Raw genomic sequence first — 24,747 nt, 5'->3', positions numbered from 1 at the left:
GGTTATCTGGTGTTGGTGGTTGTGTCCTTTTCTACCCTGAGGGGAACTCCATCGGTGACCGTACTGATATTGGTAGTGACCACTTGCTCACCATGCTCCAGGCCCTGGGAAATATAAGCAAAATGGGCATCCATCAGTTTGATTTGGACCTTTCGGATGGAGAGCTTTTTATTTTCCATGACCCATACGGTTTCATTGCTCCTCATGTAGTCCCTGTTTAGTTTTACCACATTTTCAATAGGTTTGCCTTGGATATTGACTTCTACAAATTCATCAATGAGCAGTTTGGGCTGATTGTTTTCCGCAGAGGTACCCAATGGATCTGGTACTTTTATGATAATGCGGGCCAGACGTGTCTGGGGATCCAAGGCTCCTATTTGGCGGTACAGGAACCCCTTGCGGTATTCCTCGGGCTCCCAAGAGCTTAAGTTTCTGATTTTTACCGTATCGCCCATTTCCTGATCGCCTTTGGGGAATTTGAGCCATTTGAGGTCTCTTACCGGAAGGGTGACCTGCACCCAATAAGCTTCCGTTCCTACCAGCCTGCCCAAATCGTCACCCAAGGCCACCTGGGAGCCCAATGTGACATTTTGTGTGAGGATCTGGGCATCAAAAGGAGCCCTGATCACCGTGCGTTGCAGGTTCAGGGATGCCTGGTCTACAGCGGCTTTGGCAGATTGGATTTGGGCATTGATGGCTTCCAGTTGGGGCTTGCGCAGGACCAGGGACTGCTGTTTTTCAGAGAGCGTATCACCACTGATCAAGGCCATGTCCTGCTCGGCAATGTTTTGCCTTCCCATTTCGATCTGTAGATTGGTCTGTGCCTGTGCCAGTTCACTTTTCCGTAGTGCCAATTCATTATGGTAATCAGCAGGATTGATCTTTAATAGGACCTCTCCCTTTTCTACCAGACCACCGGGGACAAATTCCGGCATTCGCTCGATCACCTCACCGCTAACCTGTGCACTTAAGCTGATATTATCTACAGGCAGGACCGTTCCCGTCGTGATGAACTCCGGTACAAATGTCCCACTGTGGACCTTTTCGACACTCACCAGCATGGCCGTTATTTTTGTGGCCCCCTCGCTTTTGGCCGTAGGCTCGGTGAAAAAAATCAGCAAGACCACCAAAGCGGAGAAAATTAATAGTCCAGCGGAAATGAAAAGGGTTTTTTTATTGTTCATTTATGTTCTGGTTAACGGCTTGGGTTTCATTTTCATAATCCAGGTCAAAGTTTCCCGCCAATGCACGGTAAAGCGCTATTCTTGACTCAAACAATTGCTGTTGCAGTTGGATCTTTTCGCGTTCCAACCGTTGCTGTTCATCCAGGGATATCAGGATATCCAGGTACTCGATGAAGCCATTTATGTATTCGATCTGCAATTGTTTCTGGACATTCTTGGCCATGGTGATCCGCTTGTCGATGACAGTTAGCCTTTCGGCCTGCTTTTTTTCCTGTACCAAGGCATTCTCCACCTCCTGAAAGGCGACGAGTATTGATTGTCCATAATTATACAGCTGCTGGTTCTTTACGGCTTCGGCCCGGTCTACCTCGGCGCGTAACCTGCCCCAATAGAGCAGGGGAGCGACTAAATTGGCACCCAGTGTATAGGCCCAGTCATTGAATAGCTCTGGATAGGTGTTGGAGCGCGTCTGACCCGAAAGATTGAAGGACAGTCTGGGAAACTTGTTCCTCACGGCCACGGCCATGTCCCGGTCTGCTGCCAATAGTTCGTTATAGGCCCTCTTGATATCCGGCCGTCTTCTTACCAACTCCAAGGGAAGCCCCGTTTGCGGATGCGACGGGAGGGAAGGGAGGCTGTCTTGGGCTGTTATGGAGAAATTCTGCGGGGGTACGCCCGTAAGGACTGCCAATTGGTTTTTAAGCATTGCCAGGTCGGTTTCATAAATAAGCTTTTGGTTTTTGGCCTCCTCCACCAATTGCTGTTGCCGAAGGATATCAACGCCTTTAATCTGGTCTGATCCGAAACGCACCTTTATCAATTTAATGATCTTTTCGTTGACAGCGATCTGTTCTTGGGCAAGGTTAAGTTGTTTTTTGGCGGTGATCAGCTGGAACCAGGTGGTGGCAATTTGGGAAGAAAGTGTCATGGCGGCGGTTTGATAATCAAAATAAGAGGCCTGTAGCCTAAAATCCTCTGCCTGAACACCGGCCCGGATCCTTCCCCATAAATCAATCTCATAATTCGCCGATACGCCTATTTGGGTGTTCTCACCACCGGCGAAATCAGGCTGGGGGCGGCTAATGGCGGTCCGGGCGCTGCCTTCGATATCAGGAAGGAGGAAAGTGGATTGTATTTTGCGCATGGACCTGGCCTCCTGGAGCTGGTACCATATGCGGATCAGGTTCATGTTGTGTGAAAAAGAACTGTCCATCAGCCGGTTCAGTTCAGGGTCATCAAAAGCCTCCCACCAACGGTTGGAGACGCTATCCTTTCCGGATGCTGAGAAGTCCTGCGGCTCCTCTATGGGGGGATCATAGGTAGTGATCTTTGGCGAGCACTTCAAAAAAAACAGGCTGACGGCCAGCAGGCACATGAAGCTGTATACGAACGGGGTGAGAAGTTTTTGGTCATTGTAATACAATTGCCGTGTCCTTTATGTGCTTAAAGTATTAAAATAAAGCATTTTAGCCAGTATAACAAATGGCTGATCATGAAGGGTGCCTAACTATCCTGAAAGGTGCCGGGACAACATCCCTGTGATAGGGTAGCTTAATGCCTCCTGCAGGCTTTTGACCGGTCAGAACACGCCGGAAAAAGTAGTGTTGAAAAAGATGAAAAACATCCCTATGACAATGGCATTTAATAAAAGGAAACCAGGTGGCTACTTCCTCCACCTGGTTTCCTTTTAGGATGCAGGGACAGCCTGCCGTGTTTTTGTTGTTTTTCTAGCAGGTTTTTTCTTCATCTTGTTGATCCAGATAAGGGTGCCGGTGATGGGCAGGCTGGTGGCGATCAAACAGGAGATAAAGTAAAGGAGTTTGGAAAATCCGCCGTAAACCGAGCCGATATGAAGTGCTTTTATCGATCTTGCCAAACGTTGGTTGAAGGGTTGCGCATGAAATAACTGAATGTCCGTGACGGCTGCCGTACGGGGATCCAGATTGATCCTGTCACCTGCTGCGGGAGCAAAAAAACCTACTTTGGTCTTATAGATTTCCACTTGGCTGTTAGCATCCTTTGGAAAAGTAATTCGATAGTCCCCGTCATAGGGCAGGCTTTTGTCGGCCACTTCAATATATTCCGCATAGGGCAAAAGCTTAAGTGGTGTGGCGACTGTCTCCTGTTTTTCTTCCTTTGGTGCTGATGGTTTTCCGTGTCCACCCCGTCCTTGTGGAGATTCCTGATAAGTTCCCAGTGCTTTTTGCAATCCGGTACGATACCAGGGAAATGACCACTGCGGGCCTGTCAGTCCCATGATCAACAGGATAAAAAAGGAATAAAAGGCCAAGGTGTTGTGCAGGTCGTGATTGGCACGTTTCCAACTGCCGTTCAGCTTTAGTCTAAGCCCTTGTTTCCAACTTTTAAGTTTTTGGGGAAACCAGATGACGATACCTGTAATGACACCCAGGGTAAACAAGATCGTGGCAGTGCCTGAAATATAGCTGCCCAACTTCCTGTTTGGTAGTTCTCCAATGAGCGGCTCTTCTATTTTATCGAGAAGTAACCAGCGGTGGAGGCTGAACATGTCCCGCATAAAATCGGCAATGGCATTCTTTTCCTCCGAGGTCCCTACAATTTCCGCAGAATAGGGGTTCATATAATACCTCGTCCCAAAACGGCTTCTGCTGTCCTTTTCCCGTACGGTAAATTCATAAGTCCTTTCTTGGTCATGGGGTACTGAAACAGCAGTGATGTCTCCGCTAACCTCTGTGGACAAAGCTTGGGTAAGTGCTTCAATGGACTTTCTGGTATTTCCTTCCTCCTTTTCGATATGATAAAGATGAGCGCTGAACATTTCCTGCAGTTCGCTGTTGTAAACATAGATTGTTCCTGATAAACAGACTGGAATAAGGACCAGGGCACTGGCCAAACCTATCCAAAGGTGGATATCATTAAAGAATTTCCTGACCTTTTGCCAATTGGTTTTTTTCTTTTTCGTCTTCATCTTATTGAAATTTTGATTGTCTCTGAAGGGTACTTTATTCAAATAAATCGAATCCTGTTTTTGAAAGTGTTGTTTTGAGTTGTTCCTGTGCTGCTGGAGGCCGCAAGCTATGCGGGCATATACTGTCTCGGTATATGGATAGGAGGTTGTTGATCCTAAATAGCACAACTTTATTCGCTAAAATGCGAGCGATTGGGAATTGATTTCCCTGTACGCACAAAAACCTTGCTTCCTCTAAAATACCTAGAGGAAGCAAGGTCAATAACTTAGGTTAACACCTTTTGAATATATCGGCTCGTTGATTTAAAAGGCACCGATAAAGTGGTTTCCTGGTTTGTTGATCAGTTTGGCACCGACAGAAACTTCACCGGTCTGGCTGTGCAGCACATAGATGTTTCCGTCTTTGCCCAATGGAGATACCGGAACCAGCAGGTCGTTTCCATTTACCATGAATCCTTGGTATTGGTTAAACCTTACATCTGGATCGTTAGGGATTTCGTTTACCAAAGATGCCGTTTGTTGGTTGAGGTCCAGTCTGGCGATGTAGCCTTGATCTTCTTCACCATGTCGGATCATGGCATAGCCAATCCCGTTGTTTACATATCTCCATGCATCCACATACACGTCGGTCAGTCCAAGAGCCTCATCCAGGCTAATGGCAAAGGTATTGTCATACTCATTGTCAGGAGTGATCCTTAGAATGTGTGAACCATTGGTGTCGCGGGAAGTAGCCTGATAAATGCTGCCGTCTTCAGCAATTTGGTTTACGTTGCTGCGGTATCCGGAACAGTCTCCATTGGCTTGGGTAGAGGTGATGATGGTAGGGTTTTCCAACGATGGGTAATCCACCACGATGGTCTTGGTACCCAGTCTTTCCCACTCGCTCTCCCGCTCACCCGTAGCGACATTGTATTTTCGCATCCAGGTACCGATGAGCAGTTTGTCACCCGCTTGGTTCAGCACAGGCGCATCCAATCTGAAAATGCAGTGTCCTGCTAGTTCTTCTTCGGCAGAAAGTGGCAGCTCATATGGCTTATAATTGTCGATGAGGCCTTCCTGAAGGTTAAGGTCCAAGACAGTAGCAGTACCCCTGTAATAGCTGAATGCTTCTTCCTCATCCTCAGCATTGTTCGGCGCAATGTCAGCCACGTTGACCGCTATTCCGTTCTTGTCGCCATTGTACAGTTTGCTCCATCTTGGGGCAGGCCCCACATATTGGGAGATATTGACCGTTACATCCTGCTGAACATAGCTGGATCCTCCATTCACGTTAAATTTGGCAAATTCACCACCATTTTCACCGGCATAGGCAATATTGAACAAGGTGTTTCCGTCTTCTGATACCTGGAGTCTCGCTGTACGGTTTGATTTTACGGGCTCACCGTTGTCAAATACGTTGATTTCCGTTTCCGGATTGATGGCATCCTCAAAACTTACCGCGTAGATTTTGGTGCCGCCATTTCCGTCGCCAGGGCTATCTCCCATTAGTGCTCCGGCCACGGTCACCCATCGGTCGGCCTCTTGTGGATCCTCAGGGGTTATGTCATCCTCGCTGTTACAAGCAAACATGAATGCCATGGCCACCAAAAGGGCCATTTGAAGTAATTTAAAGGCTGATTTGTTAGTGCTAAACATCTTCCTTAGTAATTTAATTGGTTAAAAATTATTTATAGTTGTGGATAGAATAATTGACTTTGAGATAGAAGGCCCTGCCGGGTTTCTGCACGGCAAAGTTGTCATATACCTGTTTGTCAAATACATTTCGTAAGTCTGCGCTGATGGAAAGCCGTTGGTTGGGCAAGGTGTAGGTAGCTCCCAGGTCATGGACAAATTGTCGTGGGGTCCTGAAGTCCTCAATTTCCAGCCAAGTGGTATAGAATCTTTCCACAAAGCTGAAGTAATGCGATAACCTGAGTGATGAGCCTTGCTGAAAGACATTCCTTAAATTGTATTCCAATGAGCTGTTTACTGTAAAATAAGGTTCATTGGGGATCTGTTGCCCATAATTATCGTAGAGGTTGCCATTGGGATCGTACTTGGTGTTGAAGACCGAATTGAAGCGTGAGAAGTTTACCGAGGCACGGAAGTCTTTTTCATAGGAATAGATGGCCTGTCCCTCAAAACCGATCGCTTTTGTCCTGCCCAGGTTTTCAAAAGGGTTGGTCTGAACCGCATCGTTGATCCTTGGGTTGATCCGTTGGATGATCTTGTCCCTGGTGTCTCGGATAAATCCGGTTCCGGAGAATGAAAACCCATGGGAGTTTTGCCTAAATTCTCCCAACTTGAAGCCTACGTTGAGGTTATTGCTGATCTCTGGCCTGATGTCCAGGTTTTCCACGATATTGTCCCCGGGACTCCCGAAGATCTCTCCTTCGGAGGGCATCCTTACCGCCTGTTCGGCAGAGGCAAGGAGCAGCAACTGCTTCCAGACCTCGAAGGAATAGGCCATGCCAAATCCGGTGGTGTTCCTGGTACTGGAAACCCTGTCCTCTTGTCGTTCCGATCCGTTGGGGCCTTCCACCAATATGGGGTCCATACGCTCGATATCCTGGACATAGTACTTGCCGAAGACGTTTCCTGTCAGCCGTGACCGGACCAGGTTAAATTCGTATCCCAGCGAGGAGATATGCTTTTGCAGATCGCGGGTGCCCACAAACTGTCGTTCTACCGCACTGCGCATTTCATCCTGCTGAAAGCGGTCGATATTGAAGAAGGATTGGCCAAAAATAAGCTTGTGATGTGGGCTGATTTCATAATTGGCACCGGCACGGAAAGTGCTGACGTTCCGGTCAATGTGATTGATGGTCGGGGCTCCTTGCTGGGCGCCGTTTGGTCGCAAGATTGGGTTCCCGTCCAGCCCGAGGCTTATCTCCCCAAACCAATTGTAATTCCACTTTACCGTATCGGTGACCACTTCACCACGTTTACTGTAAGATCCGTTAAAGTTGACTTCAAGCCCTTCAGTAAAGAGGCCTTCCTTCGAATAGGTTAGTCCAAACACATTTGATTGGGACGTCGTGAAGCGTCCCTTGTAGGGGATGGACATATAGGTGCCGTGCTGGATCTCATTGTAATCGTCAGATCCGGTATAGCTGATAAAAAACTGGTCGGCCCATTTTACATTGGTGAAGCCAATATCGAATTTTCCTCCCACTGATCTGTAGCTGTCATTGAACCTTTTGGCCCGCACATAATCGTATCGGCCATTGGGTAGGATATTTCTGACAAATTTTCCCCAGACCTCATAGTCGTTGTCGGAATAATTGTAAAACCCCGATAATCTAGTGGTAAAACCGGAAGTCTTATCGGTATATACCGCATTAAGATTTCCTTGCAATGTATTGAAGGATCCGTAGGAAACGCTGGCCATCAGGCTGTTGACAGCCCCTTTTTTCAAGATCACATTGATGGCCCCGCCCAGGGCGTCGTCAGCCAGGTGCGCCGGAATGACACCTTTATAAATCTCAATACGCTCGATCAGGGCGGGAGGGATGCTGTTCAGGCTGAATGAAGGACCATAGGTAGAGATCGGTAGGCCATCGATGAAGATGCGCACCGAATTTCCCGACATACCGTTAAGGTTGTAGTCCACCCGGGAACCAATTCCACCATTTTGCCTGACACGGATACCGGCCGTCCTGTTGAGCAGGTCGTTGGTCTGGACAGATTGCAAAGCGGCCTTATCGGTTTCGACTACTTCCACGGCAAAGCCTTTGGTTTCAATTTCACTCTTTACCGATTGCCCCATTACGATTACGCCGTCCAGGTCTGTTGTTGATTCTTCCATTGAGAAATCAAGTTGTACAGTGGATTTATCAGGGCTAATGGATACCTTTTTTGCAAAGGCCTGGTAGCCCAGGCATGAAAGTAGAAATTCTACCTCTCCTTCCGGTACATCGGCGATTTGATAACTTCCGTCAATGGAAGAAATGGCCGTCAACGGGCTGTCCTTTATACGGACAATGACACCGGGAAGTGGAATGGCCTCTGCATCGAGTATTATTCCTTTTACAGTGGCTGTAGGATGTGTCTGGCCTATGGCAGATGTAACGGATAACATTATGCAGATCGCCAGCCAAAAATATGTTTTGTAAAGGAGTAGAGGTATTTTCATTCGATTTTTTTAAAAAATGCTGAATTGCTTTATGATGCTATATTTGTTTAGATTTAATCTAATTTATTGTAAAAGTAAAACATTATTATTTTTGACACAATCATTATTTAGATTAATTTTTAATAAAGAACAGAGCGATTGCCCTTGAAAATGATGGATGTGCGGATTCCCATGGTTTACCGCATTGGAATGATTAAAAAAAGTGCTTCCCAGTGTTAAATGGTCAATTTATGGAAACCACTGTGCCTACAGGCAAAGGGATTATGGGATTCAGAAAAAAACCTTTTGCAACACCATTGTTTACAAAAGGTTTTTGAGTGGGACAGGAGTCCGGACTATTACAGGTTCTTCAGCTGCCAGGTTTGGACAGTGCCTGTATGGAATCAAAGGGCAATAGGTCAGTTTTGCATCACTTTGGTTCCGATTTGCTTGCCATTGACGATATCCAAGATGACGTTGGGGGTGGTGCCATTGGCTATATGAACGGAAATATTATGTTTGGCAGCTTTTTTTGCCATTTTTAGCTTTGAGGACATATTACCCCTTCCGATGGTTTTTGTGTCATTTTTGTCATGGATATACTGTTCGGTTTTTTCATCTATCTTAACCTCTTCCAATACCTCGGTATGTTCTGCATCAGGAGGGCCATTGTATACCCCGTCCTTATGGGTAAGGAATATCAGCATGTCTGCTTCCAACAGCTCGGCGACCAGTGCTGCCAGTTCATCATTGTCACTGAAAGCCGACATTGATAGGGAAACGGTATCATCTTCATTGGCAATGGGGACAATGCCCGAAGCGATCAAACCATTATAGCAATTGACCATATTGTCCCGATGTTTTCCGGGTGAAAAGTCCCTTTTGGTCGCAAGGACCTGTCCACACCGGATGCCATATTGCTGGAAGATTTCATAATAATGCCTCATCATCCTGGGCTGTCCCATGGACGAATAGATCTGTCTACGGATGGTTTCGTCCTTGATGGTCAGTTCTCGGCCCATGGCCTCCTTTCCTGCTGCCACAGAACCTGATGTGATCAGTATGGGGATGATATCTTCTTCATAAAGCTGTACCAGCTGCCAGACCAAATGCTGTAAGACCGAATCCATGATACGATTTTGGTGATTGGTAAGCATATTGGATCCTACTTTTACCACTATCTTCTGCGGCCTTTTCCGTTTATTTTCCATGGTTTTAAAGTGTTTTGTCGTCAGGTCAAAATTATGGTTCTATAAGGGAATTGTCCATTATTTTGGCAAAAACATTTGAAATTGGTCCATATGGTGGAGGCAACACCTTAGGGAAAGATAAACCTGCCCACTGAAAAATCAATCATGTTTGAGAGTTTTGGCCAATGCAGAAGGTAGGTGTCCAAACTGTTCCTTGAACAGTTTGCGAAAATACTTGGGACTATTGAAACCTACCTCATAGGCAGCTTGTGCGACCCCCAGTTTTTTTTCCCGGATCAAGTAGGCGGCGTGGTGGATCTTTACCGTTCGGGTATATTGATTGATGTTTTGGTCGGTAAGGGCCTTCAGTTTTCTAAAAAGGGAAGTACGGCTCATTCCCATCAGCTGACAGATGGTGTCCACATCGGTGTTTTCTTGGGCCAGTTGGTGGATGATGTGGCTCTCCAGTTTTGCCAGAAAGGCCTTTTCCTTGCTTACAGCCTTTTGTTGGCTTTCGGTGAGTGCATTGTCCCTGGCTTTTTTATCCACATAATACGCTCTCAGCCTTGCCTTGGTGGCCAGTAAGTTTGCTATCCGAGATGTTAGGATTTGCCCATTAAAAGGCTTGGTGATATAAGCATCAGCGCCTTCTTCAAAGCCCAGGGTGATGCTTTCCACATTGTCCTTGGCCGAGAGCAGGAGGAGGGGGATGTGGGTGGTCGCTTGTTGGGTCTTCAATTGCCTGCATAGATCAATGCCGTTTTTCTCGGGCATCATGATGTCCGATAGAATGATATCGGGGATATACTGGATGGCCTTTTCAAGGCCTTCCTGGCCATTTTTTGCATAAATAAGATCATAATCTTCGTGCAGAAGGTTGGCCAGGTAATGGAGAATCTCGGCATTATCATCGATCAATAGTACCAGGGGGTTGTCATTTTTAAGATGGAATGAGGCCTTTGGGGCCGGGATATGGTGGACGATGTCATCCAAGGACCAATGACTGTCCCCGATACTCGATGTGTTCAAAGGGGAGGTAGTCTGCTGCTGTTTTGGCAGCGATATGGTGAATTCACAGCCATGGCCCGCATCACTTTGCAGTTTTATACTGCCATGGTGGTCTTGTATTAGCCTTTTGGTAAGGGCAAGGCCAATCCCCGTTCCCTTACGGTTTGAATGGCTGCCGGATTGGTAGTACCAATTGAATACCCGTTGCAGATCCTCTTTAATGATCCCGGGGCCAGTATCTTTTACCGTTATGATGAAGCGGCCGTCTTCTTCGGTTAGGCGAAAGGTCACCAAATCCTTTGGCCGGCAATATTTAAGGGCATTGGAAAGGAGGTTGTTGACGATGATGTGCAACTTCTCAAGGTCGATGGTAGCGGTAAATTCCCTTTTTGGAAATTGCCCTGTCAATTTGATGTTATGGTGTCGTGCCAGATGTTGGTATTGTTCCACCCACTGCTTTATGGGCTTGACAATACGGTGATTCTCCAATTGGAGCTGACTGCTGTTCAGTTCGGTCTTCCTGAATTCCAACAGCTTATTGATCATCTCCATGAGGTATTTGGCATTTTTCTGGATCAATGTCAACCCTTTGATGTGCCTGGGGTTTTTGGCTTCCAACAGTAAGTCTTCCACGGGAGCCATGATCAGGGTGAGGGGCGTTTTGAGCTCATGTGAAAACCCAGTGAAAAAGCTCACCCTTTCTTCGTTAAGCTCGTGCTCGAGCTGGCGTTGCTTTTTCTCAAAAAGCAGAGAGTTTTTCAGCTTTAGTTGATCGGAATAATAATTCATTCCTGCCCAAACCAGCCCGGAAAGCACCGACAGATATATAACATACGCCGGCCATGTCCTCCAAAAAGGGGGAGCAATAATAACGGCCAATTGATTTTCGGTATCATCATTTTTATTGCTCCTTGCCCTGACCCTCAGGATGTATTCTCCAGGGGGTACGTTGCTGAGATTGGCAGTGCCTGTTTGCTGGGTTTCGATCCAGTGGTCATGGTAGGGCTCCAGCTTATAGGCATATTGAATGTCATTGGCCTTTGGGTATTTCAGTGCTACAAAATCCAGGGAAAACAAACGTTGGTTATGGTCCAGCTCAATCTTTTTGAGATAAGGGATATCAGAATATGCCCCGTTAGATCCAAGGTCTTTGGCAGGGACTCTTTTGTTCATTAGGCGCAGGTCTGTAAAAACAAGGGGATAATTGCTGTGTTTTTGTTGCAAGTGATTGGGGTCAAAAACATTGATTCCCTTATTGCCGCCCAGGTAGATATTACCCGAAGCAGTCGCTATCGCCGCACCAATGTTAAATTCACTGCGTTGGACGTTATTGTAACCATTGAGATTTCCGACTGTATTGGTGGATGGATCAAAAAAACTGATGCCATTTGATGTGCCCAGCCATATTTTGCCATAGTTGTCCGGCACCATACTATTGATGGTATTGTTGCTGAGGCCGTTTTCTTCGGTAAAGGTGCCCACGGTTTTTTGGACCGGATCAAGCCTGATAAGGCCTTCATAGCGTGTCCCAGCCAGGATGTCCCCATTTTCAAGGATGCACAGGCTGAAGATGACATTTCCTGGGAATCCAAAGACCGTAGAGGCATCAAAGTCCTCTTTCTCCCCTGTCAGGTAATTATAGCGGATGATGCCATTACTATAGGTGGCCAGCCAAAGATTGCCGTGTTTATCTTCAGCGATATCCCTTATATCGATTTTACCCAGTTGCTTGACATAGTCAAAATCATCGATAGGGGAGTGATAGCGATATAGTCCGCCCCTGTTGGTGCCTGCCCAAAGCTGGCCATTGGAGTCCTTGAAGATCACCCGGACGTCATTACCATCTTCTTGTTGGCCTTGGAGGTAGTGTTTGCAGGACCCAGTAAGTGGATCCAAGAGGTTGAGTCCCCCCTGATAGGTCCCTGCCCAGATTTTGCCATCATCATTTTCCAGTAATGAAATGATGTAATTGTTGCTCAGGCTATTGGGATCAGCTGTTCGATGCTCGAAATGCCGGATTTTTCCAGAGGAAGGGTCATACAAATCCAAGCCGCCACCATCGGTTCCCACCCAGACTTGTTTCCCCTTACTTTCGGTAAGTGCACCGATCCTGTCGTGGGAAATTGTCTGCTTCGAAGCCAGGTTTTGCTGGATCAATTGTATTGGATCTCCCTTGGGGTTGACCACATTGATGCCAGTGCTGGTGCCGATCCACATGTTTCCGTCATCGGCGAGCTTTAACGAAGAAACAGTCCTATTGAAGACACTCGACCCATCTCCACGGGGTAAAAACCAACTGGTGGCCATATTCTTTGTGCGGAGATACTGCTCTGTAGGGATAATGGTCAGTCCCCCATTTCTGGTGCCTGCCCATAGGTTTCCAAATGGCCCCTTTTCAAAACAAAGCACATGGCCATCACTTAATCCAAGTCCAGGGGTATTGGTGGTGGGAAGTAGGAGTGTATCTGCTTCTTGGGTGATGACCTGTATGCCCTCACCAGACCCTATCCACAGGTTGCCAGCGGGATCACTGTAGAGGCAATTGATGTTTTGTGAAATATAGTCGGTATGCTGTATTGGGGTCACTTTTTTTGTCTTCAGGTCAATTTTGGAAAGCCCCTTGTCAAAGGAACCGACCCAGAGCACCGAATCTCCCTGGAAGGCAAGCGAGGTGATTTTTTTTGAGGGAAGTGCATTGGGGAGGTCAGGTGCAGTCCGGTAGGTATCCACTACTTCTTTGCCTTCCATTAACTGCACCCCTGCGCCATAAATAGCCAGGGCTGTTTTCCCGCCAGTGCTGGAGGCAGTGCAGGTAATATCATTTTGCAACAACCCTTCATTGGTGGTCTTGTGGAGAAATTGATCGGTTTTGGGGTCGTAGATGCTCAGTCCTCCCCAAGTAGCCAAAAAGAGCTGCTGCCGGTCGGTTAGCCTGATGTGCTGGATGAAGTTGTTGATAGGTCCCCGGTTGCGATAGTGGCTGTCTTTTCTGTAAACAACGAAAGAATTACCATCATAGCGGCTAAGCCCTTCCATGGTACCTACCCATATAAAGCCCAGGGAATCTTGTTCGATGCTATTGACATAATTGTGGGAGAGGCCCGATTCGACATCAAGGAGATAAAATGTCAGTTGGTCATGTTGGGGGAAAAAGGCGCGGAGGCTGTCCGGCTTTGCATGACAGAAAGCAAATGAAAAGGAAAGAAGTAGGGTTATCAAGGGGGATTTCATTACTACACAATCACGATATTTGAAAGTAAAAATCCCAATAAAAACACAATAAAACCAGTAATGACCGATTTTTGCCCCTCATAATGCTGATTTGTGCCCCTGTACCCCAGTGCTTAATTCCTAAAATTGCCTTGGAGGATCCGCATAGGCAATTTGCCCCCTGCTGGTTCTTTTTAATAAATCATTAACAATTAACCTAAAATAACATGCCGACACATTTACATGCCAGGGCATGGTTTTTTTGCATATCATTATCTCTAACGATGGTATGCACCATGTCGCAAGTTTTTGGCCAACAACAAATCAGTGGCCGTGTTTTGGATGAAAACGGAGAAGGACTTCCAGGTGCTTCCGTATTAGTGGTAGGTACTGCCAATGGTACGGTTACCGACCTGGAGGGAAATTTCCAATTGTCCGTGACAGCATCCAGTGACCTTACCCTCAAATTTTCATTTATCGGGTACCAATCCCAGGAAATTGCCTTGGACGGTCAGTCAACTATTGACGTGCAGCTTAACTCAGACCTACAGTCACTCAATGAAGTAGTGGTGGTGGGATATGGAGAGCAGAAAAAGGCCACCTTGACCGGCTCGGTTTCCCAAGTGGAAGGCAGAGACTTACAAAACAGTCCCCAGCCGAATGTTTCCAATTCGTTGGCAGGGAGGTTCTCGGGGATCATTGCCAATAACCGTGGCGGTGAGCCAGGATATGATGGTTCCAGTTTCACCATTCGTGGACTGGCCACTACGGGAAATAATGACGTATTAGTGGTGGTCGATGGTGTTCCAGGCCAGATCGGTGGCCTCGAGCGGCTCAATCCCAATGATATTGAAAGTGTTTCGGTATTGAAGGATGCTTCCGCAGCGATCTATGGGTCACGTGCCGCCAATGGAGTGATTTTGGTGACCACCAAAAGGGGAAAAGAGGGCAAGCCTGTTATTTCCTATAGTTTTAACCAAGGGTTTTCTTCGCCTACCCGATTGCCCGACATGGCCGATGCGGCTACTTATGCCACTATCAGAAATGAAATAGCCTATTATAACAATCCCCAGGACGGGATGAACCAGGTATATGCCGAAGACCAGCTTAATCAATTCCAAAATGGTACCGATCCCATCAATTACCCCAATACCAATTGGGCAGGGGCTACCCTGAACAATGTGGCCCTTCAGAGCCAGCATAACCTTAGCATTCGGGGAGGGTCCGAAAAAGTCAATTACTTTTTGTCCCTGGGAAAAACGGGCCAGGATGGTTTGTATAAGGATGGAGCGACACGTTATGACCAGTACAGCTTCCGCTCCAATGTGGATGCGGAAATTACCGAAAGGCTTAACGTTGGCTTATCCTTGGCAGGCCGCAAGGAAGCGCGTCAGTTTCCCACCACCAGTGCCGGTGATATCTTCAGGTCTATTTATAGGGCTTATCCAACTGTGGTGGCAGTGTATCCCAATGGATTGCCTTCTACAGGGATCGAAAACAACAATCCTGTAGTGATGGCCACCGAGCAAGGCGGGATCAATGAAAACCCCAAGTATGTCTTTAACGGGATCCTGAGGGCCAGCTATGCACTTCCCTTTTTAGAGGGGCTTTCCGTAGATGGCTTCTTCTCGGTAGATGAAAGCTCGGACAGGTCCAGGAATTTCAGCACCCCATACACCCTTTACAACTATGACCAGGCAACCGAGACCTATAATCCCGTAGTGGTAGGTGGGGGAGCAGACCAACAGGCCACCCTTTCAGAGCAGCATTACAGCCAGTCAATGACCGTTTCCAATATTAAGCTGAACTATAAACAGTATTTTAACAATCACTTTATTGATGCTTTTGTAGGATATGAGCAGAGCGAAAACCGGACACATACCATGGGAGCTTCCCGCTTGCATTTTCCTACTGTGGAAACTCCAGAACTGAGTCAAGGGGGAGCGGCAGCGTCCGATTATGACAACTGGGGGAGCAGCTATAATTATACCAGGAGAAGTTATATCGGCCGGTTGGCATATAATTATGATGAAAAATACCTCGCAGAGGTCCAAATGCGGGTGGATGGATCTTCTAATTTCCCCGAAGGGGAGCGCTATGGCTTTTTCCCATCCATTTCTGCCGGATACCGAGTTTCCGAAGAGGCCTGGTTTCGGGATAAGGTGGGGTTCTTTGATGACTTGAAGCTCAGGGCCTCCTACGGTCAGTTGGGAAATGACAATGTGGGGCAATTCCAGTATTACGACAATTATACCTTTAACAACCGCTATGTCATCGGGGATGAAGTGGTCACAGGGATTGATCTGATCAGACTTGGAAACCCTAACATTACCTGGGAAGTAGCCACAAAAACGGATATTGGATTCAATGCCGTCTGGCTCAAAAACTTCACGACCGAATTTATCTATTTCCAGCAGGACAGAAGTAAAATCCTGACCACCAGAAATGCTTCCATTCCTGGCACTTCGGGAATTGTCAATCCTTATGACGCCGATCCACTGGTACCTTCGGAAAACATTGGTGAGGTAAAAAGCCATGGGGTTGAAGTCACCATAGGGTATGAGCATACCGGGGAGGTTAACTTTGGGGTTTCCGGCAATTTTACCTATGCCCAAAATGAACTGGTATTTAAAGATGAAGCCCCCGGTGTCCTGGATTACCAGCGGGAGACAGGGCGCCCACTCAACACTTATCTGCTCTACAATGCCATTGGTATTTTCAGGTCAGCAGAAGACCTGGACAATTATCCACATGTACCCGGTGCCCAGTTAGGGGATTTGATTTATGAGGATTACAACAACGATGGCCAGATTACCGCCGATGATATGGTGCGGAGCCAATATGGTAACATTCCACAAATCACCTTTGGGCTGAACTTGCATGCTGCATGGAGAAATTGGGATTTTGCCGCCGTGATTGCTGGCCAAAGTCAGGTAAGGCAATATGTCCTGCCTGAATCGGGCACAGTAGGTAATTATTACAGCAGCTGGGCCGATAACAGATGGAGCCCCAATAATCCTTCAGGAACATATCCACGGGTAAGCGAGCGGGCTTCCTCGGCAGTAAGTGGAGGACTTTACAGAAACAACTTCTGGCTGGACAATTCAGCATTTGCCCGCTTAAAGAACGTGCAGATCGCTTATAACCTTCCACAAAGCTTTCTGGACAGGTTTTCCATCGGCAGTTTAAGGGTCTATGCGAATGCCTTTAACCTGCTTACCGTCACCAAAGTCCAGGATTATGATCCAGAAGGATCCAGTGAGAGCGGCCAGTTTTATCCGCAACAGAAAATCATCAACCTTGGACTGAATATCCAATTTTAAAATCCGACCGACATGAAAAGACAAAATATTATCAAACCATTTATGGGCATTGCGCTGATCGGTTCACTGCTGGTCGGCTGTAAGGAAGACTTTCTGGAAATTGTCCCGACAGATAGGGTGTCCGATGCCTCGATACTTTCCGATTCCACCCTGTTTGAAGCTTATGTGATCAATAGGTACCTGGGCATTCGACTGACCAATAAAGAAGGGGACGGCAATTTGCCCGGTTTTGGACGTGGTTTTGAATATGCCCTATGGAGTTCATTGACAGATGAATCCATCTATAATAATGATGACAATACCTGGTTGATCCAGCAAGGACAGTTATCTCCTGAAAATACGGGGATCGCAGGGACCTTTTGGGGACGGTCTTACCGTAGCATCAGGGAATGTAACTACGCCTTGGCACATATCAACGAACTGACCATGAGCCAGACCGGAAAGGACAGGCTCATTGCCGAACTCAAGTTTATCAGGGCTTTCCGATACCATGACTTGATTAGAAACTATGGAGACGTGGTGCTCATAGGGGATGAAGTGTCCGAACTGGGCGATGATTTTACAGCTCCAGGCTTTTTTGAGAAAACCGATAAAGAAGCCGCAATTGCCTATGTGATTGAAGAGCTGGACCAAGCAGCAGCAGGCCTGCCACTGACCAATGACGGAAGCTGGCAGGAAGGACGTGCTACACGGGGAGCGGCTCTTTCGCTGAAGGCCAGGTTACTCCTTTACGCGGCCAGCCCGTTGTTTACTGATGGGGAAAACGACTCGCAGTTATGGCAACGAGCCGCCGATGCTGCCCAGGCCGTTATGAATTTGCAACAATACAGTCTATATCAAGGAGGATATGGGGAACTCTTTTTGACCCCCCAAACCAATGTGGAAATTATCTTTGCGCGATATTATAACATCAATTCACGCCATACTGCGCTGGAAATTGCCAATGGTCCAAACGGTTATGATGGCTGGGGAGGCAATGTGCCCCTCCAGAACCTGGTAGATGACTATGAAATGATGGATGGTAGCTCTTTTGATTGGGAAAATGAATCGCATGCAAGCGAACCTTATGAAAATAGGGATCCCCGTTTTTATGAAACGATCCTGTACAATGGCGCTCCTTACCGTGACCGTGAAGTAGAGACCTTCCTGCCTGGTGGCAGGGACAGCCAGGGCGGACCTTCCAACTGGAACACCAGTAAGAGCGGGTATTACCTCCGGAAGTTCATCAATGAAGAACTGCCCATCCGAAATCCCTGGGAAGTGGCAGGCACACAAAACTGGATCTATTTCCGCTATGCTGAAATTTTACTTAACTATGCGGAGGCCCAGAATGAAGCGGTCGGACCGGATGGAAGTGTCTATGAGGCCATCGATGCCATTAGGGGAAGGGCCGGTGTGGAAATGCCCCCATTGCCGCCAGGTTTGACACAGGATGAGATGCGCGAGCGTATCCGGCATGAACGAAGGATAGAGCTGGCCTTTGAAGAACACCGGTATTATGACGTGAGAAGGTGGATGATAGCTAATGATGTGGAAAACAATCCCGCTTATGGCATTACGATCACAAAGGCCGAGGATGGTCACCTGGTCTATGAAAGAAAAGTGGCATTGGAAGGTAAACAGTTTGAAGACCAACACTATTGGTTGCCGATTCCACGTGCAGAGATTTTGGCTTCAGACAACCAGTTAGCACAAAATCCCGGATATAATTAACAGGGATTGCTCTATAAATGCTATTTTGAGCCTGATACCGGTCTCCCAATTTATGGGAGATCGGTATCCCTCTACTGCCAATGGCAAAACAGAAAATTCAAATGTAAACACTATGAGGATCACAGATGAAAATGAATGAACTGAGCAGAACCTTTTGGCCGATGGTACTGGGATTGGTTGTTTGCTCTTGCCAGTCGGAGAGCAAGCAAAGCCAATCCGACCCACAGGTCACCCAGCAATTGAAGATAGAGGTACAACAAGAAGAGACCTACCAGACAATAGCCCATTTTGGTGCTTCTGACGCTTGGTCCTGTCAGTTTGTGGGCTTATGGCCGGACCACAAGAAAACGGCCATGGCAGAATTGCTTTTTAGCAGGGAAAAAGATGGCCAGGGCAGTCCAAAAGGCATAGGCTTATCGCTTTGGCGATTTAATATAGGAGCGGGAAGTGCAGAACAGGGGGAGGAAAGCGGCATAAGGGATGAATGGCGAAGGGCCGAGTCCTTTCTCAGTGCCGATGGTAGTTATGACTGGAGCAGACAAGCAGGACAAGTGTGGTTTGCCCAGGCGGCCCAAGAATTCGGCGTTCCCAAATTACTGGTGTTTCCCAATAGCCCACCCGTTCATATGACCAAAAATGGAAAGGCCTATGCCACAGAAGGGAAGCCAAACCTACAGGAGGGAAGGTTTGATGAGTTTGGCGACTACCTGGCTAATGTAATCGGGGGATTGGAACAGAAAGGACTCACCGTGGATTATGTGAGCCCGGTGAATGAGCCCCAATGGGACTGGTCGGATGGAGGCCAAGAGGGAACGCCTTTTTTTAATGCAGACATTGCAGGAATTGTAAGAAACCTGGATGCATCATTAACTGCGGCAGGACTGTCCACCAAAATTGATGTGGCAGAAGCTGGAAAGATCAACTATCTCTACGAAAAAGCGGATAAGCCCGACCGGGGATCACAGGTGGAGGCATTTTTTCGGAAGGGTTCACGAAGTTTTATTGGCGAGCTGCCCCATGTCGGGCATGCGATTTCCGGTCACAGTTATTTTACCACATCACCATTTACCTCAGCGGTGCAGCAGCGGGAAAACCTTCAAAAGGCCATTGCCGGAGTGGAAGGATTGGAATTTTGGATGAGCGAATATTGTATTCTGGGTGACAATGGGGGAGAGATCAATGGAAGCGGAAAGGATCTGGGCATAGATCCGGCCCTTTATATGGCAAGAGTGATCCATAATGACCTCACCGTGGCCAATGCTTCAGCTTGGCATTGGTGGTTGGCGATTTCTCCATATGATTATAAAGATGGTCTTATTTATATTGATTACCATAAGCAGGACGGAGGGTTTGAAGCAAGTAAGATGCTATGGGCATTGGGCAATTATAGCCATTTTGTCCGCCCGGGTTATCAGCGAAAAGGCGTGGTCATTGAGGGAAATGATTCCCTATCGGCCAATTTCCTTGCGGCTGCTTTTTCTTCTCCAAAAGGAAATGAACTGGTGTATGTCTTAATCAATTCAGGGATAGAAGCGGTAGAAGCCGAATTGTCGGTGGATGGTGGAGCGGTTACTGCCCAGCAGGCCTATATTACCTCCAAAGAGCTGGATTTGGCACCAGTGGCGGTGGATGATGAGACGGTGGCGGTTCCCGCCCGCTCCATTGTAACGGTTATTGTCAAACCATTACCCAAATGATCATGTTAAGAAAATACTTGAACGGAATTTTACTTTTCTTATCCTTTATGGGTGTTCATAAATCAGTGATTGCCCAGCATCAAGGTACCTCCCTTTTTAACGACCACTGGCAATTTGCCAAACAGGATGAGATCACAAGTTATGAGGAAGCCATGGCTTCCATTACATCATGGAGGGAAATTTCCCTGCCCCATGATTGGTCGGTGGAAGGTCCCTTCAGTAATGAATGGGCCAGTGGGACGGGTTTTTTGCCGGGTGGGATTGGCTGGTATAAAAAGACGTTTGCCATTGAAGAGTATGATCCTTCACGCCAATATACGGTCTATTTTGACGGTGTTTACAAAAACAGTGAAGTATGGATCAATGGCCATCACTTGGGGAAACGTCCCAATGGTTTCATCGCCTTTTACTATGATCTCACCCCTTACCTGAAGGCTGAGGAAAACCAGTTGGTCGTCAAAGCAGACCACCGGGAATTTGCGGATTCCAGGTACTATACTGGATCTGGAATTTACCGCAATGTCTATTTACTTTCCCAGCCAGAACAGCACGTTCAGCCTTGGGGAGTGTTTTTTACCAGCCCAAACATTACCGACAAACAAGCTGATGTAAAGGTACAAGTAGCCATCCAAAATGAAGCAGCATACACCTCATCTGTCCAGGTGATGGCCAAACTGCTAGATGCCAATGGTAATACTGTGGGAGAGCAGGCAATGGAGAGTTTTTTGCCAGCAGGTAACACTAACCATGAGACCTTGTCGTTCAGCATAAATGACCCCATGCGCTGGTCTCCGGATCATCCCTATCTCTACGACTTGGAAGTGAGTATTCACAAAGATGGTGAACAAATCGATTCCTGGAAGGATCGTGTAGGGCTACGGACTTTTCGCTTTGACGCACAGGAAGGATTTTTCCTAAATGGAGAAAATACCTTGCTGAAGGGGATATGCATCCACCATGATGCAGGAGCCCTGGGGGCAGCAGTGCCAAAGGCCGTATGGGCGCAGCGTTTGGCGACATTGAAAAAACTTGGCTGTAATGCCATAAGGATGAGCCATTACCCGCATCAGGACTACCTGTACGACCTGTGTGATGAAATGGGCTTTTTGGTACAGGACGAGGCTTTTGATGAGTGGGAAGTAGGCAAGAACAAATGGATAGAGGGTTGGAATGTAGGTACTCCAGGCAATGACGGTTCATATGGGGCCTTTGCTGAATGGGGACAACAAGATGTGAAAGACATGGTTTTGCGCTCGCGAAACCACCCTGCTATTATCATGTGGAGCGTGGGCAATGAAATCGATTATCCCAATGATCCCTATAGCCATCCAGTGTTGGATGAAGGGAGAAACCCACAGATTTATGGTAAAGGATACCAGGAGGAAAACCCACCGGCCTCCCGGCTGGGAGAGCTGGCAGCGAGCTTGGTCAGTGCTGTAAAATCCGTGGACACTTCCCGTCCCGTAACGGCGGCTTTGGCCGGAGTGACCATGTCAAACCATACCCGCTATCCGGATGCATTGGATATCGTAGGCTATAATTACCAGGAATACCGGTATGAGGAAGATCATAAAGCATACCCTAACCGGGTCATTTATGGAAGTGAAAATGGTGACGCGTTGCAGGCATGGAAGGCCGTAACAGATCTCCCTTTTATTTCTTCGCAGTTTCTTTGGACAGGATTTGACTTTCTGGGAGAAGCCAGGCCATGGCCAACAAGAAGTAGCGGTGCGGGCATCATAGACCTTGCCGGATATCCAAAACCGGATTACTATTTTAGAAAAAGCCTTTGGAATGACGAGCCAATGGTTTACCTGGCTATCGCAGAGGAGGAAGAGAATATTCACCGCAGGAGAGGCTTGGTGGAAATATGGCAAGGAATTGAAGGGGAGACCAAATGGGTAGCCTGTTATGCCAATGTTGAGGAAGTGGAGCTGTTCTTGAACGGCCAATCCCATGGTAAAAAGGCCATCACCTATAATGCCAAAGAGATGCCGGGCTGGGAGGTAGAATATACTTCCGGTGAACTCAAAGCAATCGCTTACCAAAATGGAAAGGAAGTGGCCACTTATACGCTACATACCCCAGGCGATGTCGATCACCTGGAAGTAAGCACAGCGGAAGGTGAAGTAAATCCATTAAACGGAGAAAAGATTGTAATAATGGATATTTGGCTATCTGACAAAGCCGGTAACCTAGTGCCACGGGCAGATCAACAGGTGAATTTGGAGCTTGAAGGTGGTGAGCTGCTGGGGCTGGAGAGTGGAGACCTGAGGAGTCATGAGGATTATAAGGGTACTTATAGAAAAACCTTTAATGGCCGCTTAAAGGCATATGTCAGGATCCCCAAAGCGGCCAAAAATGTTCGTGTTGTAGTAAGAAGTGATGGTCTTAATGCTGTGGAACGTGCACTATAGAAAGCGCTGTGTCATATGTTGGCATCGGCTCATGGGGAATGTTATCGAAGCAATCTCCATTTACAGACAATGAGCGCACATCGAGTTAGATTTTCTTCACGTGTGTTGAGGAATTTCTTTTCCCCGGAACATGATGAGGTTTGGTGGTAAAAATGCCTACCTTGTTAAGGATATGCCTCGATTTTACGTGTTTAATGGCATGTTTAACAATAGGGGATGTACTGAGTAGGTTGTACAATGAACGAGGTTGAAAAAAAATTACAGGAATTTAAAATTTGGTATGATGCGGAATTACCGTATCATGATGATTCCATTGGTTTCTTTTGCAAGTTGATAAGCACCATACCCAAAGTGGAAATGGTAAAGGGCAGAACTAAGCGTTACGAGGAGTGCATAGGTAAATTTACCAGGAAGTATTTGCCATTCATCGACCCGCAGGAAAACAATTTTATGGTCAGTGATTACCTGACCGACCTGGTGGGCATCCGTGCAGTATGCTTCTATGCAGAAGAGGTCTATGATATTAGACGTGGCCTAAGAAGGTATTTTAAAGAGTTGGAAATATCGGATAAATCAAGCCAATTGGAAAAGACAGATGATAAATTTGGGTACAAGAGCCTTCATTTGCAGCTTGTATTAAAGCGGGGACTGAAAGGAATTGATGATGCCGAAAAATTCAGAGACCTGCAATTTGAACTTCAAATCCGCACGGTTATCCAGGATGCCTGGAGTATATTGGACCATAAAATAAAATACAAAAAAAGCATTCCCCAAAACATAAAAAGACGAGTAAACAGGCTTTCAGCCCTGTTTGAAATAGCTGATGAAGAGTTTTCAAATATCCAGAGGGTAATCTCTAAGGAAGAACTTAAAATAAATGCCAGGTTAAAAAAAGGAGGGCAAATCGAAACACGCAAAATCCTTGATGTATTCCGGTTCCTGTTTATTGCATTAAAATATTTTCCGGATTATGATTTTGTAGAGCACAAGGTCGATGGATTTGTACAAGAGATCCTTATGTTAAAAAGTGATTTTACAGAAGGGGCTTTTAACGAAGCCCTCCAAGGTAACCTGCCCTATGTGAATACCCTTGAGAAAAGTATAAACCAGCAATTGAATCCCTATACAAAAATCCGCTATTGTTTATATAAATCGGATGCAGAAAGGTTTAAGTCAATGCTGTCAGGACATCAACAAGGAGTGTTTGATGATCTTAGGTGACTTGGGATGCTTTGTTCAGCTGGATGCTTTTTTTTGGGGAAGCGGAAATGATGGCTAAGTTTTTGTGAATGTAGTTTAAGGTTTAGGAAGGACTCACGCTGGCTTTTAGTAGATAACTCTTCCTTTTCCCGGTTTTGATGGATCAAGCAATATTTCTGCGGCGGGGTAAGGTTTCCATTCATATAATATCTCGCCACCAAGGCACCAAGGCTCTAAGTTTTTTTTGGGGAAACAAAGGTGCTGACTGCAGGATACTTCCCAACAAATCTACTTTGTGACTTCGATCCTTGGTGGCAAAATAAAGCAGGTCACCTGTTGTTCTGACAGCTGTGCAGCGGAACCGAGAGCAGTGAATTTGTAACTCAACACCACCTACTGGAGCGATTCTTTGGGAAATGATTGGCGTTAACCACATAGCCCGCAATAGAGGGGAATTCAGCTAGTCGGCTTTCCGGTCCCTCCACTATTTTAATGGTGGATCAATAGTAAGCCACAAAGTCACCAAGGCACTAAGTTTTTTTGAGAAACAAAGGTGCTGACTGCAGGATACTTCCCAACAAACCTACTTTGTGACTTCGATCCTTGGTGGCAAAATAAAGAAAGCATATTAAAATAAAGCGATTCATGCCCCTATTTTTCAGCTTGATCCGTTTTGATTGTCCTGACCCTGGTTACCATAGTAACAGCGTCATGGATAATTGTTCGAGTAAGATTTTGATGACGAGAAAAAAAATAATTAGCCAA

12 protein-coding genes are annotated in these 24,747 nt (G+C 46.7%); 5 read left to right on the top strand and 7 right to left on the bottom strand.

Annotated elements, in window-relative coordinates; all coding sequences use genetic code 11:
• Positions 1–2: 2 nt before the first annotated feature.
• From FKX85_RS19460 to FKX85_RS19430, 7 genes are all read right to left on the bottom strand, one after another.
• On the bottom strand, positions 3–1,184 hold the full coding sequence (locus FKX85_RS19460; protein ID WP_141616307.1) for an efflux RND transporter periplasmic adaptor subunit: 1,182 nt from the start codon (positions 1,182–1,184) through the stop codon (positions 3–5).
• Positions 1,174–2,607: an efflux transporter outer membrane subunit gene (locus FKX85_RS19455; protein ID WP_229239699.1), complete on the bottom strand. Its 1,434-nt coding sequence runs from the start codon at positions 2,605–2,607 to the stop codon at positions 1,174–1,176. The genes FKX85_RS19460 and FKX85_RS19455 overlap by 11 nt, the downstream gene beginning before the upstream one ends.
• 264 nt (positions 2,608–2,871) lie before the next feature.
• Positions 2,872–4,131, bottom strand: coding sequence for a PepSY-associated TM helix domain-containing protein (locus FKX85_RS19450; RefSeq protein WP_141616306.1), 1,260 nt, complete (start codon positions 4,129–4,131; stop codon positions 2,872–2,874).
• A 303-nt stretch (positions 4,132–4,434) separates the two neighbouring features.
• Positions 4,435–5,766 carry a hypothetical protein gene (locus FKX85_RS19445; protein WP_141616305.1) on the bottom strand — a complete coding sequence of 444 codons (1,332 nt, stop codon included), beginning with the start codon at positions 5,764–5,766 and terminating at the stop codon, positions 4,435–4,437.
• A 28-nt stretch (positions 5,767–5,794) separates the two neighbouring features.
• Positions 5,795–8,245 carry a TonB-dependent receptor gene (locus tag FKX85_RS19440; RefSeq protein WP_141616304.1) on the bottom strand — a complete coding sequence of 817 codons (2,451 nt, stop codon included), beginning with the start codon at positions 8,243–8,245 and terminating at the stop codon, positions 5,795–5,797.
• Between the two features lie 398 nt (positions 8,246–8,643).
• Positions 8,644–9,435: a glutamate 5-kinase gene (gene proB / locus FKX85_RS19435; RefSeq protein WP_141616303.1), complete on the bottom strand. Its 792-nt coding sequence runs from the start codon at positions 9,433–9,435 to the stop codon at positions 8,644–8,646.
• Positions 9,436–9,573: 138 nt separating this feature from the next.
• A complete protein-coding gene (locus FKX85_RS19430; RefSeq protein ID WP_168196296.1) occupies positions 9,574–13,641 on the bottom strand; it encodes a hybrid sensor histidine kinase/response regulator transcription factor in 4,068 nt (1,355 codons plus the stop codon).
• Positions 13,642–13,928: 287 nt separating this feature from the next.
• Here FKX85_RS19430 and FKX85_RS19425 point away from each other — a divergent pair, with 287 nt between their 5' ends.
• The 5 genes from FKX85_RS19425 to FKX85_RS19405 all read left to right on the top strand — a co-directional run bounded on the left by FKX85_RS19425 (position 13,929) and on the right by FKX85_RS19405 (position 24,003).
• Entirely contained in the window at positions 13,929–16,955 is a 3,027-nt protein-coding gene (locus FKX85_RS19425) for a SusC/RagA family TonB-linked outer membrane protein (RefSeq protein ID WP_141616301.1), read from the top strand.
• 12 nt (positions 16,956–16,967) lie between these two features.
• Positions 16,968–18,668, top strand: a complete 1,701-nt coding sequence (locus tag FKX85_RS19420) for a RagB/SusD family nutrient uptake outer membrane protein (protein WP_141616300.1) — start codon at positions 16,968–16,970, stop codon at positions 18,666–18,668.
• 125 nt (positions 18,669–18,793) lie between these two features.
• Positions 18,794–20,365, top strand: a complete 1,572-nt coding sequence (locus FKX85_RS19415; protein WP_141616299.1) for a glycoside hydrolase — start codon at positions 18,794–18,796, stop codon at positions 20,363–20,365.
• The gene (locus tag FKX85_RS19410; RefSeq protein ID WP_141616298.1) at positions 20,362–22,782 is read left to right on the top strand and encodes a sugar-binding domain-containing protein; all 2,421 of its coding nucleotides are present in this window, start codon (positions 20,362–20,364) and stop codon (positions 22,780–22,782) included. The genes FKX85_RS19415 and FKX85_RS19410 overlap by 4 nt, the downstream gene beginning before the upstream one ends.
• A 237-nt stretch (positions 22,783–23,019) precedes the next feature.
• Positions 23,020–24,003, top strand: coding sequence for a GTP pyrophosphokinase (locus tag FKX85_RS19405; RefSeq protein ID WP_141616297.1), 984 nt, complete (start codon positions 23,020–23,022; stop codon positions 24,001–24,003).
• Positions 24,004–24,747 lie beyond the last annotated feature (744 nt).

The organism is Echinicola soli, from assembly GCF_006575665.1.
GTDB lineage: Bacteria > Bacteroidota > Bacteroidia > Cytophagales > Cyclobacteriaceae > Echinicola > Echinicola soli.
Note: the sequence above shows the minus strand (reverse complement) of the source record. Positions and strands in the feature narration are given on the sequence as shown.